This is a genomic window from Roseburia sp. AF20-18LB (genome assembly GCF_003461185.1).
Classification (GTDB): domain Bacteria; phylum Bacillota; class Clostridia; order Lachnospirales; family Lachnospiraceae; genus Roseburia_C; species Roseburia_C amylophila.
In genome coordinates this window covers 303687-319368 of record NZ_QTWP01000002.1, presented here as the reverse complement: position 1 = coordinate 319368, position 15682 = coordinate 303687, and the positions used below count along the sequence as shown (strand labels likewise).

At 43.3% G+C, this 15682-nt stretch carries 12 protein-coding genes; 9 read left to right on the top strand and 3 right to left on the bottom strand.

Annotated features, from left to right (window positions below; all coding sequences use genetic code 11):
* Positions 1–496: 496 nt before the first annotated feature.
* Positions 497–1612, bottom strand: coding sequence for an MGDG synthase family glycosyltransferase (locus tag DWX65_RS06185; protein WP_118173073.1), 1116 nt, complete (start codon positions 1610–1612; stop codon positions 497–499).
* Between the two features lie 199 nt (positions 1613–1811).
* Between DWX65_RS06185 and DWX65_RS06180 the strand changes: the two genes are divergently transcribed.
* The 9 genes from DWX65_RS06180 (at position 1812) to DWX65_RS06140 (ending at position 14394) form a co-directional block, all read left to right on the top strand.
* On the top strand, positions 1812–2336 hold the full coding sequence (locus DWX65_RS06180; protein WP_117841324.1) for an adenine phosphoribosyltransferase: 525 nt from the start codon (positions 1812–1814) through the stop codon (positions 2334–2336).
* Between the two features lie 79 nt (positions 2337–2415).
* Positions 2416–3774 (top strand): NCS2 family permease, encoded by a 1359-nt coding sequence (locus DWX65_RS06175; RefSeq protein WP_117841323.1) that lies wholly within the window; start codon positions 2416–2418, stop codon positions 3772–3774.
* A gap of 306 nt (positions 3775–4080) precedes the next feature.
* Positions 4081–4644, top strand: coding sequence for a TetR/AcrR family transcriptional regulator (locus tag DWX65_RS06170; RefSeq protein ID WP_117841322.1), 564 nt, complete (start codon positions 4081–4083; stop codon positions 4642–4644).
* A gap of 60 nt (positions 4645–4704) precedes the next feature.
* Positions 4705–7182, top strand: a complete 2478-nt coding sequence (locus DWX65_RS06165) for a glycoside hydrolase family 2 protein (protein ID WP_118173072.1) — start codon at positions 4705–4707, stop codon at positions 7180–7182.
* Positions 7183–7209: 27 nt separating this feature from the next.
* Complete coding sequence (locus DWX65_RS06160) at positions 7210–8694, top strand: DUF6937 domain-containing protein (protein WP_118173071.1); 1485 nt, start codon at positions 7210–7212, stop codon at positions 8692–8694.
* The gene (locus tag DWX65_RS06155) at positions 8691–10067 is read left to right on the top strand and encodes a glycoside-pentoside-hexuronide (GPH):cation symporter (protein WP_118173070.1); all 1377 of its coding nucleotides are present in this window, start codon (positions 8691–8693) and stop codon (positions 10065–10067) included. Before DWX65_RS06160 ends, DWX65_RS06155 begins: the two co-directional genes overlap by 4 nt.
* A gap of 61 nt (positions 10068–10128) precedes the next feature.
* Complete coding sequence (locus DWX65_RS06150; RefSeq protein WP_118173069.1) at positions 10129–12534, top strand: alpha-galactosidase; 2406 nt, start codon at positions 10129–10131, stop codon at positions 12532–12534.
* A 62-nt stretch (positions 12535–12596) separates the two neighbouring features.
* Positions 12597–13004, top strand: coding sequence for a hypothetical protein (locus tag DWX65_RS06145; protein WP_117841317.1), 408 nt, complete (start codon positions 12597–12599; stop codon positions 13002–13004).
* Between the two features lie 13 nt (positions 13005–13017).
* On the top strand, positions 13018–14394 hold the full coding sequence (locus DWX65_RS06140) for an MATE family efflux transporter (RefSeq protein ID WP_242997825.1): 1377 nt from the start codon (positions 13018–13020) through the stop codon (positions 14392–14394).
* Here the strand turns inward: DWX65_RS06140 and DWX65_RS06135 are convergent.
* Entirely contained in the window at positions 14387–15154 is a 768-nt protein-coding gene (locus DWX65_RS06135; protein WP_158564708.1) for a MerR family transcriptional regulator, read from the bottom strand. The genes DWX65_RS06140 and DWX65_RS06135 overlap by 8 nt on opposite strands.
* A gap of 80 nt (positions 15155–15234) precedes the next feature.
* On the bottom strand, positions 15235–15486 hold the full coding sequence (locus tag DWX65_RS06130; protein WP_117698839.1) for a hypothetical protein: 252 nt from the start codon (positions 15484–15486) through the stop codon (positions 15235–15237).
* Between the last annotated feature and the right edge of the window lie 196 nt (positions 15487–15682).

Genomic DNA, 15682 nt, shown 5'->3' with positions numbered 1-15682 from the left:
ATTCGCAGGGGAGTTATCTTTGTGCACTATGAAATGCCAACAGTTCTTAGAATGCGTGTTTTTCTTGCATGTAAACTGTCTTTCCGGTTGCTTTGGCTGAATAGCGGTACTGTCCGTCGAGGGCAGATGCCGCATAATGCCTGCAAGGGGCACTGGGAATTTCGATATAATGCCAAGTTCATCTGGCAACCGGCACAAATTCACATCCTTGTTCAATTGTGCCTCGCTGGTACATCCATGTACCAGCGTTGCCTGTTGCCAGACGAAATTCCCAGTGCCCCTAACAGCCCTTATCAGGCATCTGCACTTCGGCGAACCGTGCCGCTATTCTGACAAACATTGGAAAGACTGTTTTAATCACAAAAAGAAAAACACGCATATTAGAACTGTGGTATTTCGTAGAGAAAGATAACCTCCTGTGAATCAGCGTAATATTATGGGGCAAATCGTCTCCTCACGCTTTCACAATCGCTTGTTCGGTCAAAAGTTACGGTCGTTATTTTTCAGACAGTGATTCTAACAGGTCCACAATGCGTTCTGCTGCATCGGATTTCTGCTCCCGGAGCTGTGCGGTATGCATTTCCTCCTGTAAATCATGGCTTCGCATCAGCAGCATTCCAAGGCGAATCTGTTCTATCATGTATTTAGAGGCATAGGAAATACCACGGTCTACGAAAAATGCACTGTTTGCGGTTTCGCAGCCTGGAATCGGTGCGGTATGGATAGTTGGGATTCCCTTTACTAAAGTTTCAGTGGAAGTAAGTCCGCCCGGCTTGGTAAAGATGACATCACAGGCATCCATATAAAGGGAAACATGTCTGGTGTAGCCTAAGACATGAACCCGCGGGCAATGCCGGAATTCTTTGGTGAGAACAGACTGTAATTTCTTATTGTTTCCGCAGATAATTACGATATGTTCGTCATTTTTACACTGCTTATAAAGTGCCATGGCAAAGACTGCAAGCTTTCCAAATCCCATACTTCCACTCATAATGAGAAAGGTCGGGGCATCAGCATCTAGGTGGCATTTGCGGCGGGCAATATCCTTTGGCGTATGTTTGGTAAAAGAACGTCGCACCGGAATACCGTAAGGCAGTAATTTTTCCTTTGGAACACCGCGTTTTATATATTCGTCTGCTAAATCCTCATGGGGAATAATGTAGTAGTCGCAGTTGGTTTCCTCCCAGAAAGGGATGCAGGTATAATCGGTTCCGATAGCGACTGCTTTTACCGGCAGCATGTTGTGTTTCTTCATATAAGTAATGGTCTCTGACGGGTAAAGGTGCGGCATCACCACAATGTCATAATTTCCTTCTTCGATGAGGGATGCAAGCGGTTTCGCCAGCCTTGCATTTGCCCAGTAAACCGGAGATTTGAAATGGCGGTTACTGATAAGCCTTCCCAGCTTATAAATGAAACCGAAAAACCACGGAAGATGTTTTACAATCCCAATATAAAGTCCGCTGATAAGGCGTGAAGTATGTCTTTTGCCAAGCTGCATGGCATCGACAAAATTTACTTCGTGTCCCCTTGCCAGAGCGGCTTCTTCCACGGCATGACCGGCGGCGTTATGTCCTTCTCCTGTGTTGCAGGATAAAATCAGAATTTTCACAAAAAATCCCCTTTCCGAACTTTTCTTTCGTATAGAACATCTTAATATATTTGCAATAAAATAGCAACTTTTCATAAAAAATTGTAACGATAAAACTTAACATTTTATAAAAAATTGCTTGTATTTCTGGCAGTATAAATTTATAATAAAAAGGTGTTTTTTAAAACAGAGGGCAGTAAATAGAAAGAAGGGTATTAAGATGAAAAAAATAGAAGAATATGTAAGAAGTATACCGGATTTTCCAGAGCCGGGAATTATTTTCAGGGATATTACTTCCGTATTGCAGGATGCAGACGGACTTCAGCTTGCAATAGATTCCATGATCAAGCTTTTAGATGGTGTGGAATATGATGTAGTTGCCGGTACAGAATCCAGAGGATTCATTTTCGGAGTACCAATTGCTTACGAAATGCATAAACCGTTTGTACCGGTTCGTAAAAAAGGAAAATTACCATGTGAGACCATTTCACAGTCTTATGATTTAGAGTATGGACAGGCTACCATTGAGATGCACAAGGATTCCATCAAACCGGGGCAGAAGGTTGTTTTAGTAGATGACTTAATCGCAACCGGCGGAACCATTGAAGCTGCTATCAAATTAGTAGAGCAGCTTGGCGGTGAAGTAGTCAAAGTCATTTTCTTAATGGAACTGGCTGGATTAAAGGGAAGAGAACGTTTGAAGGGTTATGATGTTGCTTCTGTAATTACATATGAAGGAAAATAATTTACAGAAGAGAAGTTTACCATGACTTATTGCCAGAGAGGCTGGCTTTAGGTATAAAAAACAATTTGGAGGAAGAAAAATGTTAGAGAAAATGTTCAAATTCAAAGAGAACAACACTAACGTCAAGACAGAAGTAATTGCAGGTCTTACCACATTTATGACAATGGCTTACATCCTGGCAGTTAACCCGAACCTGTTATCTGCTGCTGGCATGGATCCTACTGCAGTTCTGATTGCAACCTGTCTTGCATCCTTTATCGGAACACTTGCAATGGCTTTGATGGCTAATTATCCATTCGCATTAGCTCCTGGTATGGGATTGAATGCATATTTCGCATTTACAGTATGTGGAAATATGGGTTATGACTGGAGAGTCGCATTAATGGCAGTGTTCATTGAAGGTATCATCTTTATCGTGCTTTCACTGACCAACGTACGTGAGGCAATTTTCAATGCCATTCCTGCTACACTGAAAAAAGGTGTAAGTGCCGGTATTGGTCTGTTTATCGCTTTCATTGGTTTACAGGGTGCTCACATTGTTGTTGACAACAGCTCTACTTTATTATCTTATGTTAAATTTACAGAGAACTGGCATACAGAAGGAATCTGTGCTTTACTTGCACTGATTGGTTTACTTCTTACCATTATCTTATATGTAAAGAATGTAAAAGGTTCCATCCTTATCGGAATCCTTGCTACATGGATCCTTGGTATGATCTGCCAGGCGGCAGGCATCTATCAGATTGATGCAGAAGCTGGATTCTATTCTTTATATCCTACATTTGCAATGACAGACTTCACCAAAATCGGAGAAACCTTTGGACAGTGTTTCAAAGCTGACTTTACCGGTGTAGGTATTGTTAACTTTATCGTAGTATTATTATCCTTCTTATTTGTAGATATGTTTGATACCATCGGAACCTTAATCGGTGTTTCTGATAAGGCAGGCATGTTAGACAAAGAAGGAAAACTTCCTAGAGTTAAAAATGCATTATTAGCTGACGCTATCGCAACATCTGCTGGTGCTGTTCTTGGTACTTCTACAACCACAACTTTTGTAGAGAGTTCTGCTGGTGTAGGTGCAGGTGCCAGAACCGGTTTTGCATCTGTTGTAACCGGATTCATGTTCCTGATTGCAATCTTATTTGCACCAATCTTTACAGCAATCCCAGGATTTGCTACCGCTCCTGCATTAATCTTCGTTGGATTCCTTATGGTATCTGCAATTGTTAAGATTGACTTCAACGATATTACAGAAGCAGCTCCTGCATACCTTTGCTTAATCGCTATGCCTCTTATGTACAGCATTGCAGAAGGTATCGCAATCGGTGTTATCTCTTACGTTATCATCAACTTAATCTGTGGTAAAGCTAAGAAGATTACTCCACTGATGTATATTCTTGCAGTATTATTTATTTGTAAGTATATCTTCCTGTAAGAGGAGATTCAAAATTAAATAAAATAATTATGAAGAGCCAGATATCTTTGTTTTAAGGTATCTGGCTCTTTTACTAATATTTGAGTGTTAAGATATCAGGATGGGGGCAAAATGAAGTGAGTTATGTTGTAATTGAAAAAATATAAATGGTATTTTGCATAGTTGAAATCCCCTTCTCGTCAAAATCCACAAATTCAGGAAACCAATTTTGGTAATTCAGTTTCTTGTAACGGAAATCCCAAGGTGTTACAATTAAGGAAACCGAAAAACAAAAAGTAGTTTCCACAGAGAACAGGGGTAGTGAAAATGGAATTGAGAGAGAAAATATTGCAGGGCACGATGCAGGCATTTAACCAGAAGGGATTGAAATTTACCATGGATGATATCGCCCGCATTCTTGGTATCAGCAAGAAAACAATTTATCAGGTATTTGCAGATAAAGAGGCGTTATTTCTTGCCATGGTGGATTATCTGTTTGACTGCATCAAGGAAAGTGAACGGGAAGTTATGGCAGACGAAAGCCTTGGCACTTTAGAAAAAATACGGAAAATCCTAGGGGTAATGCCGGAGAGCTATAAGGAAATCGATTTCCGACAGATGTATTTATTAAAAGATAAATTTCCGGAAATTTATCATCAGGTGGAACTTCGGTTAGAGACCGGCTGGGAGACCACCATTGCGTTATTGGAACAGGGCATGGAGGAAGGCGTAATCCGCCGCATCAACATACCGGTTTTAAAGATGATGCTGGAAGCCTCCTTAGAGCAGTTCTTCCAGAGAGACATCCTGATTCAGAGCAAGCTTTCCTATGGTGAGGCATTAGAGGAAGTAGTGAATATTCTGGTGGATGGAATTATCACGAGGCAATAGATATGCGCGAATAGAGATGTATGAATAGAAATACACCGGTAGAAAGAGCGAGGAAAAGGTATGAGAGAAAAATACTATTTGGACAATGACTGGTATTTTAGTGAAAAATGGGAAGCAGCACAAAGCAACGCAGAATATGACGAAGCAGCGATGCAGAGCGTGCGGATTCCCCATACGGTAAAGGAACTGCCCTTTCACTATTTTGATGAGCATGCGTATCAGATGGTAAGCGGCTACCGCAGACACCTTTTGGCGAAGAAAGAGTGGGAAGGGAAAGTAGTGCGGCTGACCTTTGAAGGAGCTGCCCATGACAGTGAAGTCTATGTAAATGGAAAGAAAGCAGGGGCACACCACTGCGGATATACGGCATTTACCATTGATATTTCAGCACTGCTTCATTATGGGGAAGATAATATCATTGCGGTGCGGGTAGACAGCAATGAGAATCTGAATGTTCCGCCCTTTGGATTTGTCATTGATTATATGACTTACGGTGGAATTTACCGGGATGTGTACCTTGAGATAAATGAGGAAAGCTATCTTGCAGATGTATTTTTAAAACCACAGGTGGAACTGGAAACGAAGAAGGGAACATTGCTATCGGAAATCACGCTGGCAGGAAACGAAGAAAACCTGTTGCTGCGGCAGTACATCCGGAAAAAAGGTGAAGAGGAATACCGGCTGATTGGAGAGGAAACGCTTGCTGAAATTCCTGCACAGGAGGGAAAGAAAACACTTGTATTTCCGGCAGGAATTGTATCCCTATGGGAGGTAGAGAATCCGGCGTTATATGAAGTAAAGACCCAGCTTGTAACTGGGAATCCGGCAAATAAGGACGCAGCAGGAGCAACGGACAAAGAAGCAGCAGGCGGAGGCATGGAAACCGGGCGGATTATAATCGATGAGACCGTAACAACGGTGGGCTTCCGCCGGGCAGTATTCCAAAAAGATGGCTTTTACTTAAATGGGCAGAAGCTTAAAATCCGTGGACTGAACCGTCACCAAAGTTATCCTTATGTGGGTTATGCCATGCCGGCTTCCATACAGAGGATGGATGCGGAAGTATTAAAGAAAGAGTTAGGGCTGAATGCAGTGCGGACATCCCATTATCCGCAGTCCCAGGAATTTATAAACCGGTGCGATGAGCTGGGGCTTATGGTATTTACCGAGATTCCGGGCTGGCAGCATATCGGCGATGAAGCATGGAAAGCGCAGGCTGTGGAAAATGTAAAAGACATGGTGATGCAGTACCGCAACCATCCATCCATTATTCTCTGGGGAGTGCGGATTAATGAATCGCAGGATGACGATGAATTTTACCGCCGCACCAATGCAATAGCACATAAGTTAGATGATACCAGACAGACTGGTGGCGTGCGGGCGCATAAAAAGAGCAGTCTTTTAGAGGATGTATATACCTATAATGATTTTGTACACAATGGTCTGAACAAAGGCTGTGAGCATAAGAAGGATGTGACATCCGATGTAGAAAAACCGTATCTTATCACGGAATATAACGGACATATGTATTCCACCAAATCCTTCGACTGGGAAGAACATCGCATGTGGCATGCTCTCCGCCACGCCAGTGTACTGGATGCAGTAGCAGGAGAAGAGGACATTGCCGGAAGCTTCGGATGGTGTATGGCAGATTATAATACACATAAAGATTTCGGTAGTGGAGACAGAATTTGCTATCACGGAGTCTTAGACATGTTCCGTAATCCGAAAATGGCGGCAGATGTGTATGCCTGCCAGCAGGAAGAAAGACCGGTATTAGCCTTAAGTTCAACGATGGATATTGGAGAACATCCAGCCTGCAACCGGGGCGAGACTTATATTTTTACCAATGCAGACAGTGTTAAAATGTACAAAAATGACCGGTTTATCAAGGAATATAAGAAAACGGATTCTCCATATAAGAATCTGAAACATGGTCCGGTTCCAATTGATGATTACATTGGAAATGCCATCGAAGAGGGAGAGAATTTCGCACCGAAACAGGCGGCAATGGTAAAAGAGGTTTTGAATCTGGCAGCACGATATGGCATGAACCATCTGCCGAAAAGAGCATATTATCTGGCAGCAAAGCTGATGCTTTTTTATCATATGAAGATGGAGGATGCGGTTGCACTTTATAACAGGTATGTCGGGGACTGGGGCGGACAATCCATGGTATATAAGTTAGAAGCCATAAAGGATGGTAAGGTGGTCAAAACTTTAGTAAGAGAACCGGTACAGAAGGTGCAGTATCAGATTACGGTCAGCAGTCAGAAATTAAAAGAAACACATACCTATGATGTGGCTGCGGTAAGAATACAGGCAGTGGATGAAAATGGAAATCTGTTGCCATATTTTCAGGAGCCGGTGCAGCTAAAATGTGAGGGAGCATTAGAACTCATCGGACCGGACATCATCAGCCTGCAGGGCGGTATGGGTGGCACTTATGTAAAGACCATAGGAAAGACCGGAAGCGGAAAACTTATGATAAGCAACCGCCAGGCAGGAACCAGAGAAATTACATTTGAAACAGCATAAGGGAGTATAACGATAAGGAGGGTATCTATGAAGGAGAAATCAAGGGAAATCTTCGGAAACAAAATGCCGCAGAAGGTGTACCGGAAGGCGGTAAAGAGTAAGAAGAAATTTCAAAAGAAATTTGGGGATGACAGTAAGACAGATTATCCGGTAGTGTTAAAAGAAAATGCACATATCGGTGATGCACTTGGCGTTGTGGATGTGCTGCTGCCAGAGCAGAAAGAGGCTTCAAAACTGGATTTTGACAAAGAAAAAGGCATTATTGTAGGAAATATCCGTATGGGATTTGGACATTACCGTATTTCCATGGCAATCGCATCAGCAGCAAAATCCATGGGTTATATCCCATACTGGATGGACTTGAATTCCTATAAGCAGACGACCTGCACCAAAGTAATCGGCGCACAGAATGATTTGTATTCTCTGGGCTCAAGACTTTCCGGAAAGAGTAAGCTTTTTAATAAACTGGTATGGGAGCCAATGAATTATGAAGGGTTCCGGAAGCTTTCCTATAATGCCTCCGACCAGAAAAATGCAGAGCTTATGGCTCCGGTTTACCGGAATGTACCAAAGGAAATTCCGGTGGTAGCAACCCATGTGTGGCCGGCACAGGCAGCTATACATGCCGGCATGAAATATGTAGTCAATGCGATTCCGGATAACTGGCCGATGGCATTGCATTTATCCGAAGGAAGCCTTCATACAGTTCAGACTCATTATGCGTATCAGGGCTATCGGATTTTAAATGGCATGCAGGGAAAAGATGTCTTAAATCCTATGCCGGAAAAAGATCTTATATACACGGGACATTATATTGACCATGAGCTGGTAAGCAATATTGAAGCAGACTGCGAAGCGAGAATTAAAAGAAAGCAGGAGAAGAAACCGATGCGTTTCTTATTAACCATCGGCGGAGCAGGAGCCCAGAGAGAAATTTTTGCAGCTATTATCAGATATCTGCTGCCGGCAATCCGGGAAGGCAGGGCAGCACTTTATGTCAATGTGGGAGATTACCGGAATGTCTGGGAAGAATTATTACAGGAAATTCCGGGACTTAAAAATGCGGCAACGGAGCATTTTGATGACTGGGAGAATACAAAGCAGTTTGCCGAAGCAGCACTGGATGGGGAAGTAACCGGAGTCCATGGCTTCTACCATAAGAATATTTTTGAAGCAGTGTACTGCACGAATCTTTTGATGCGAAGCTGCGATGTACTGGTGACAAAGCCTAGCGAGCTGGCATTTTATCCGGTGCCGAAGCTCTTTATCAAAAGAGTGGGTGGACATGAACAGTGGGGTGCCATCCATTCCGCAGAGATTGGGGACGGTACCCTGGAATGCCGTGATATTCCACATACCTTGCAGATGCTGGAATTATTCCAAAGCTCAGACCATCTGCTTACCGATATGTGTGAAGCAATTATGGAAAATAAGAAACAGGGGATTTACGATGGCGCATACAGGGTAGTGGAACTGGCAATGGGCTTACGAAAAGGAGGAGAAGGACAATGAGATTAACAACAAAAGAAAAAGTAGCATATGGCCTTGGTGCAGTTGGCAAAGACATGGTATACATGCTTTCTGCAAGTTACATTTTATATTACTATCAGGATATTTTGGGTGTCAGTGCCATTGCAATGGGAATTATCCTGATGGCAGCAAGAGTATTTGACGCATTCAATGACCCGGTTATGGGAATTATCGTAGCCAAGACGAGAACCCGCTGGGGTAAGTTCCGTCCGTGGCTTCTGATTGGAACCATAACCAATGCAGTAATTTTATATCTGATGTTTGCGGCACCACCTGCATTAGATGGCGGTGGACTGGTTGCCTATGCAGCAGTAACCTATGTGCTGTGGGGTGTTACTTATACCATGATGGATATTCCATTCTGGTCCATGATTCCGGCATTTACCGAAGGCGGCAAAGAAAGAGAGGGACTTTCTACCCTTGCCCGATCCTGTGCAGGCGTGGGCTCTGCACTGATTACGATTATCACGGTAAAATGTGTGGTTTTATTAGGGCAGGGCAATGAACGTGCCGGTTTCAAATGGTTTGCATTAATCATTGCAGTGTTATTTGTGATTTTTATCACCATTACCTGTATGAGCATCAAAGAAAAATCCACCGTAAATGTGGACTCTCCGTCAGTGGGACAGATGTTTAAGGCATTGTTACAGAATGACCAGGCAATGACCGTTGTTATTACGATAGTGCTGATTAACTGCTCTCTTTATATTACTTCAAACCTTTTGATTTATTTTTTCAAATATGATTTTGGCGGGGACGCGTGGTATAACAGCTATACTTTATTCAATACCTTTGGTGGTGGAATCCAGATTATTTCCATGATGATATTCTTCCCACTGCTGCGTAAATTCTTAAGTGTCTTGAAGGTATTTTATGTAAGCTTTGTTATGGCAATCGCAGGTTATGGTGTATTATTTATACTGACACTGACAAATATGTCAAACTTATTGTTATTATTTATTCCGTCATTCTTTATCTTTACAGCCTTTGGAATGCTGACGGTACTTACCACCGTATTTCTTGCAAATACCGTGGACTATGGCGAACTGAAAAATAACCGGAGAGACGAGAGCGTTATCTTCTCCATGCAGACCTTTGTAGTAAAACTGGCATCCGGAGTAGCCGCACTGGCAGCTTCTATCTGCTTAAATCTCTGCCACTTAAGTAATGATACTGCAGAAACAGCAGCCGCAGCTGTCGCATCCGGCAGCTCCCTTTTAGGACTCCGCATGACAATGGCAGGAATTCCGATTATCGGCTTACTGATTGCAGTGCTGGTATTCCGTAAGAAATTTATCCTGACAGAAGAAAAAGTACAGGAAATCACAGAGCAGATTAAGGCGAAGGAAGTTTAAACAGACAGCATGTAAAAATAGCAAACAGAAAAAGCAGGATGAAAGGGAAGGAAAATTATCAATGATTCGTAAGGAAAAGAAGTATTTTATTCTGGATACCGACCATACCACCTATTGCTTCCGGGTACTTCCTACCGGACAACTGGAACATCTTTATTATGGCAGAAAGCTTCATATCGAGGACGAAGCAGATATGCAGCCGCTGGTGGAAAAGCATGTCTTTGCACCGGGTAATGTGAATCTGTATAACGAAGAGCAGAAAGCATATTCCTTAGAGGATATGCGCCTTGAAATGTCCTCCTATGGAAAAGGAGATATAAGAGAGCCTTTTGTGGAAGTGGTGAATGCCAATGGAAGCAATACGGTAGATTTTGTATACAGGGAAGCAGAGATAACCAAAGGTAAGGAAGCCTTTGCGGAACTGCCGGGTTCCTATGGCAGCGAAGAGGAAGTGGAACAGCTTTGTATCCGGCTTGCGGACGAAGGAAATGAGCTGGCACTGGAATTGTATTATTATGTCTATCCATCCTGTGACATCATCAGCCGCAGTGCGAAATTCTATAATAACGGAAAGAAAGCTGTGCAGTTGAAACGGCTGATGAGCCTGCAGCTTGACTTTGATGGGCATGATTATGCATTTACTACATTTCATGGAGCCTGGGCAAGAGAAATGAAGCGGAGTGATATGCCGGTAATAGCAGGAAAATTAGTAAATGCTTCCTATACCGGAACAACCTCCAGCCGGGCCAATTCCTTTGTGATGCTAAGCCGGCCGAAGACTACAGAGGATGCCGGGGAATGCTTTGGTTTTCACCTTATCTATTCCGGTAATCACTATGAAGCAACAGAAGTAAACAGCTTTGGCAAAATGCGTCTGGTGACAGGAATCAATCCACAGGCATTTTCCTATGAAGTGGTGCCGGAAGAAAGCTTTCAGGCACCGGAGGCAGTGATGGCATATGCAGAAAACGGATTTAACCAGATGAGCCAGAGGCTGCATCATTTTATCCGGGAGCATATTATCCGTGGAACCTGGCAGAAGAAGGAGCGGCCGATACTGCTTAACAGTTGGGAGGCTTCCTATTTTGACATCAGTGAGAAGAAGTTACTGAAGCTGGCAAAGGAAGCAAAAGAAGTTGGCATAGAATTATTTGTAATGGATGACGGCTGGTTTGGCGAGCGGATGGATGACAGCAGTTCCTTAGGAGACTGGGAAGCAAATACGAAGAAACTGCCGGGCGGTCTTAAGGGCTTATCTGATAAGATTCATGGACTGGGACTGCAGTTTGGAATCTGGGTGGAGCCGGAAATGGTCAATGTGAAAAGCAAACTTTATGTGGCTCATCCGGACTGGACGATTGAGATTCCGGGGCAGCCTCATTCGGAAGGAAGAAACCAGCGGATTTTAGATTTGGGAAGAAGAGAGGTACAGGATTATATTATTGAGAGCATGAGCAAAGTCTTTTCTTCAGCAGACATTTCCTATGTGAAATGGGACATGAACCGGACCTTCAGTGATTATTATTCCACAGCACTTCCACCGGAACGGCAGGGAGAAGTGGCACACCGTTATGTGTTAGGATTATACCGGTGTATGAAGGAACTGACGGAACGGTTTCCGGAGATTTTATTTGAAGGCTGTGCGGCAGGCGGCAACCGTTTTGACCTTGGAATTTTATGTTATTTTCCGCAGATCTGGGGCAGTGATGATACGGATGCATTGTGCCGGGCGGAGATAGAAGAAAATTATAGTTACGGTTATCCATTGTCGGCGGTCAGTGCTCATGTGTCCGCCTGTCCGAATCACCAGACACTGCGGAATACACCGTTAGAGACACGATTCCAGGTGGCATGCTTTGGAAGCTTTGGCTATGAATGCAATCTCTGCGATATGAAAAAAGAAGAAAAGGAAGCCATTAAAGAGCAGATTGCATTATATAAGAAATGGCGGAAGGTGTTGCAGCAGGGAACTTTTTACCGGGGCAGAAGCTTTTATGACGGAACACAGAGTGGAATGGGCGGCAGCGTTTTAGCGGATGAAGCCGGTAATCAGATGGAATGGACCTGCGTATCAGAAAATGGCACGAAGGCAGTGGGTATGCTGATGCAGAAATTGGTGGTGCCGAATATGCAGCAGCAGACCTATTATCCGAAGGGATTGCTGCCGGATGTCCGTTACCATTTCTACAACCGGAAATTAAAATATAATATCAAAGAATTCGGTGATCTGGTAAATACGGTTTCGCCGGTTCATATCAAACAGGATTCCCTGACCCATCAGGTGCTTTCGAAATTGGTAAAAATGGATGGCGAGACGGAAGACTTCCATGCATATGGAGATACCTTAATGTATGGCGGCGTTCATGTCAGTCCGGCATTTGGCGGAACCGGATACAATGATAAGGTAAGGCACTACCCGGATTTTGCATCCCGCTTATATTTTATGGATGGAGAAGTAAAAAAGTAGGGAGACAGAAGTCCATGTTTGTGCTAAGATGAACATATCCATAAACACAAACAGGAGCGGATATGAAGAATAAATCAAAGTTAAAGAAAATAAGAGAAAAGAAAGCAGGCACAGCCACCGTTACCAAAGAGTGGCTTTATATGAATCCAAATTCCATCACAGTAGCAGAGATTGAAGCTGCATTAGAGGGAATGGATGGCATCGAAACAGAAATCTGGAAAGAGGCGGGAGTATTAGAGGTGGAGGTTCCGGAGCATCATTCCATGGATATCGAGGAGATTGCAGTTGATTTAAAGGATGAATATGCCAATGCTTATTTAAAAGAGCATGACATTCATGCTCTTTTTGCTGTCACAATTGACACAGAAAACTATGCATTTATGCAAAAAATCATGCAGAAAATCATCGCCGGTGCAGGAGGCTTCTTCTGCGGTGATACAGAGGATTTTACACCGGTAGTAAAAGAGTAAGAAGTGAAATAAAATGCAAAAGATAAGATTATATGATGCAACAAAATTAGACCGGGAACATATGATGTTTTCCAATAAGCAACTTATTACGCTGCTTCTGCCGATTATGGTAGAGCAGCTTTTGAATTCCTTTATGGGAATGGCGGATACCATGATGGTAAGCAATGTGGGAAGTGCGGCAATCTCTGCGGTATCACTGGTGGATTCCATCAATGTACTGGTCATACAGGTATTTACGGCATTAGGAGCAGGAGCAGCAATTATCTGTTCCCAGTATCTTGGAAGGGGAGACCGGGAGTCCAGCAATGAGGCTGCAAGACAGGTAACTTTAAGCGTACTGACGATTTCTACGGTATTGTCTATATTTTGCATTATATTTCGTGGACCACTGCTGCATCTGATTTTTGGCCAGGTAGAAGAGGCTGTTATGGATAATTCCATGATTTACTTCCTGCTGACTGCAATTTCATTTCCGTTCATTGCACTTTTTGATGCCGGTGGAGCTTTTTACCGGGCAGCAGGAAACAGTCGTTTTCCAATGATGATTTCTGTCCTTTCCAATGGACTCAACATTGCCGGAAATGCAGTGCTTATCTTTGGATTTCAGATGGGGGTGGAAGGAGCAGCCCTTTCTACCTTATTTTCCAGAATCTTTTGTGCAGTAGTCATTTTCTGGAATCTGCGGAAACCGGATCAGGTGATTGTGGTAAATCATTATCTTAAGATCCGTCCCAATTTCCCATTGATTGGAAAAATTCTTTCTATCGGAATTCCATCCGGAATTGAAAACGGAATGTTCCAGTTTGGAAAGCTGGCAATCCAGTCCAGCGTATCAACCCTTGGAACGGCAGCCATTGCCGCGCAGGCAATGACCATTATTCTGGAAAATTTAAATGGAATCGGAGCCATTGGAATCGGAATCGGCCTGATGACAGTAGTAGGACAATGTATTGGAGCCGGAAAAGTGGAAGAGGCGCGTTATTATATGGTGAAACTCTGCGGCTATGCAGAAATTGTTATTCTGATTTCCTGTGCAGTGGTATTTTTATTGACAAAGCCGGTTACATTTTTAGCTGGAATGGAAGCAGAAAGTGCCTCCCTCTGCATGGAAATGATAATAGCAATTACGATTGTAAAACCGATTGTATGGGTGCTGGCGTTTATCCCGGCTTATGGCATGCGTGCTGCCGGAGATGTGAAATTCTCCATGATTTTATCCAGCCTTACCATGTGGTTCTGCCGTGTGGCACTGTGTGTATATCTGATCCGCAGCTGTGGTTTCGGACCAATGGCGGTGTGGATTGGCATGTTTGCCGATTGGACGCTTCGTGCTATCGCATTCAGCGTCCGGTATCTAAGCGGCAGGTGGAGCCGGATACATGTCATTTAGAACATGCTAGCGGAAGCAGTACCTGGGTAATAAATTTACTTTTATCTTTATGTTGTGGCGGTCCCTCTAAGTAACAGTGACGGAAGATACCAACCGGTGTAAGTTTTTGTTCTCTGGCATAGGAAAGCAGGGTATCATGAACCGATGGAAATTCTTCATACGCTCCATGATGATAGAGGCAGACTGCTTTCTGGGCAGGGAGATTTAAAATGTGCTCACCCTTGCTTCCTGCCGGGACAACAGCAAAAAAGGACATATCCTTTGCATCCGTAATGGGAGCTTCCGTAAAATAAATCTGCCCGGTATGTGCCGGCCCATAGTTCTGCAGTGCTTCCAATGCAACCTCTCTTAAAAGATTCGTCTTTTCTGCGATGCTGTCACTTTCTATTTTGCGGCAGTACACCGTCTGTGGTGGAATTGTAATGATTTCCATTGATTCAAATCCCTGATTGATTCTTTCGTATAAGGCTTTGATATTGGCATTTAATTCATCCCGCAAAGCTTCCAGCCTTCGAACCATGGATAAAAGGTCGTTGGAGTTGTCGAAGTAGCCATGGATTTCATCCAGTGACAGGCCAAGATTCTGCAGCGAGCGGATGGTTCGAATCTTCGTCAGTGTATCAATGGTATAGTAACGATTGCCGGATGGGTCTTCTTTTACATCCGGAAAAACCAGTCCATGAGCTTCATAATTTAAAATAATTCTTCTTGTGATGCCCACAAAGTCTGCGGCATCTCCAATTGAAAACAGTTCTTTCAAAATGTTTCCCCCTTTTTATTTATTCGGTGATTGTGAAAAGAATGGATTTAGAAATTTTTGAAGAAATAAAGTCGGTTTGCTTATTGCCTTAAAATGCCAACAGTTCTTAAGTGCATGTTTTGCTTGGTCATAAGCTGTCTTTCCGTTGCTTTGACCGGCTGCACCGGTTGTCCGTCTGCGACAGATACTTCCACAAACCCGTAAGGAGGTCTAGACATTCTGGCAAATAAGTTTATGATTCCGGCAACCGGCGCAAATTCATATCCATATTCAACTGCGCCTTGCAGGCACATCCCTGTGCCTGCATTGCCGGTTGCATAACAGAATGCCAAGACCTCCTAACAGGCTTGTTTATGTATCTGTATGCAGGCGGACAGCCGGTGCAGACTGTCAAACATTGGAAAGACGGGCTTTCATAAAGAAAAGCAAAACATGTATTTTAGAACTGTGGTATTTTAAGACAAAGCAACACTCTTTAACTCTTCAAAAATTTCCATATCATATTTCTTTTCTCAAATATCGGCAAAA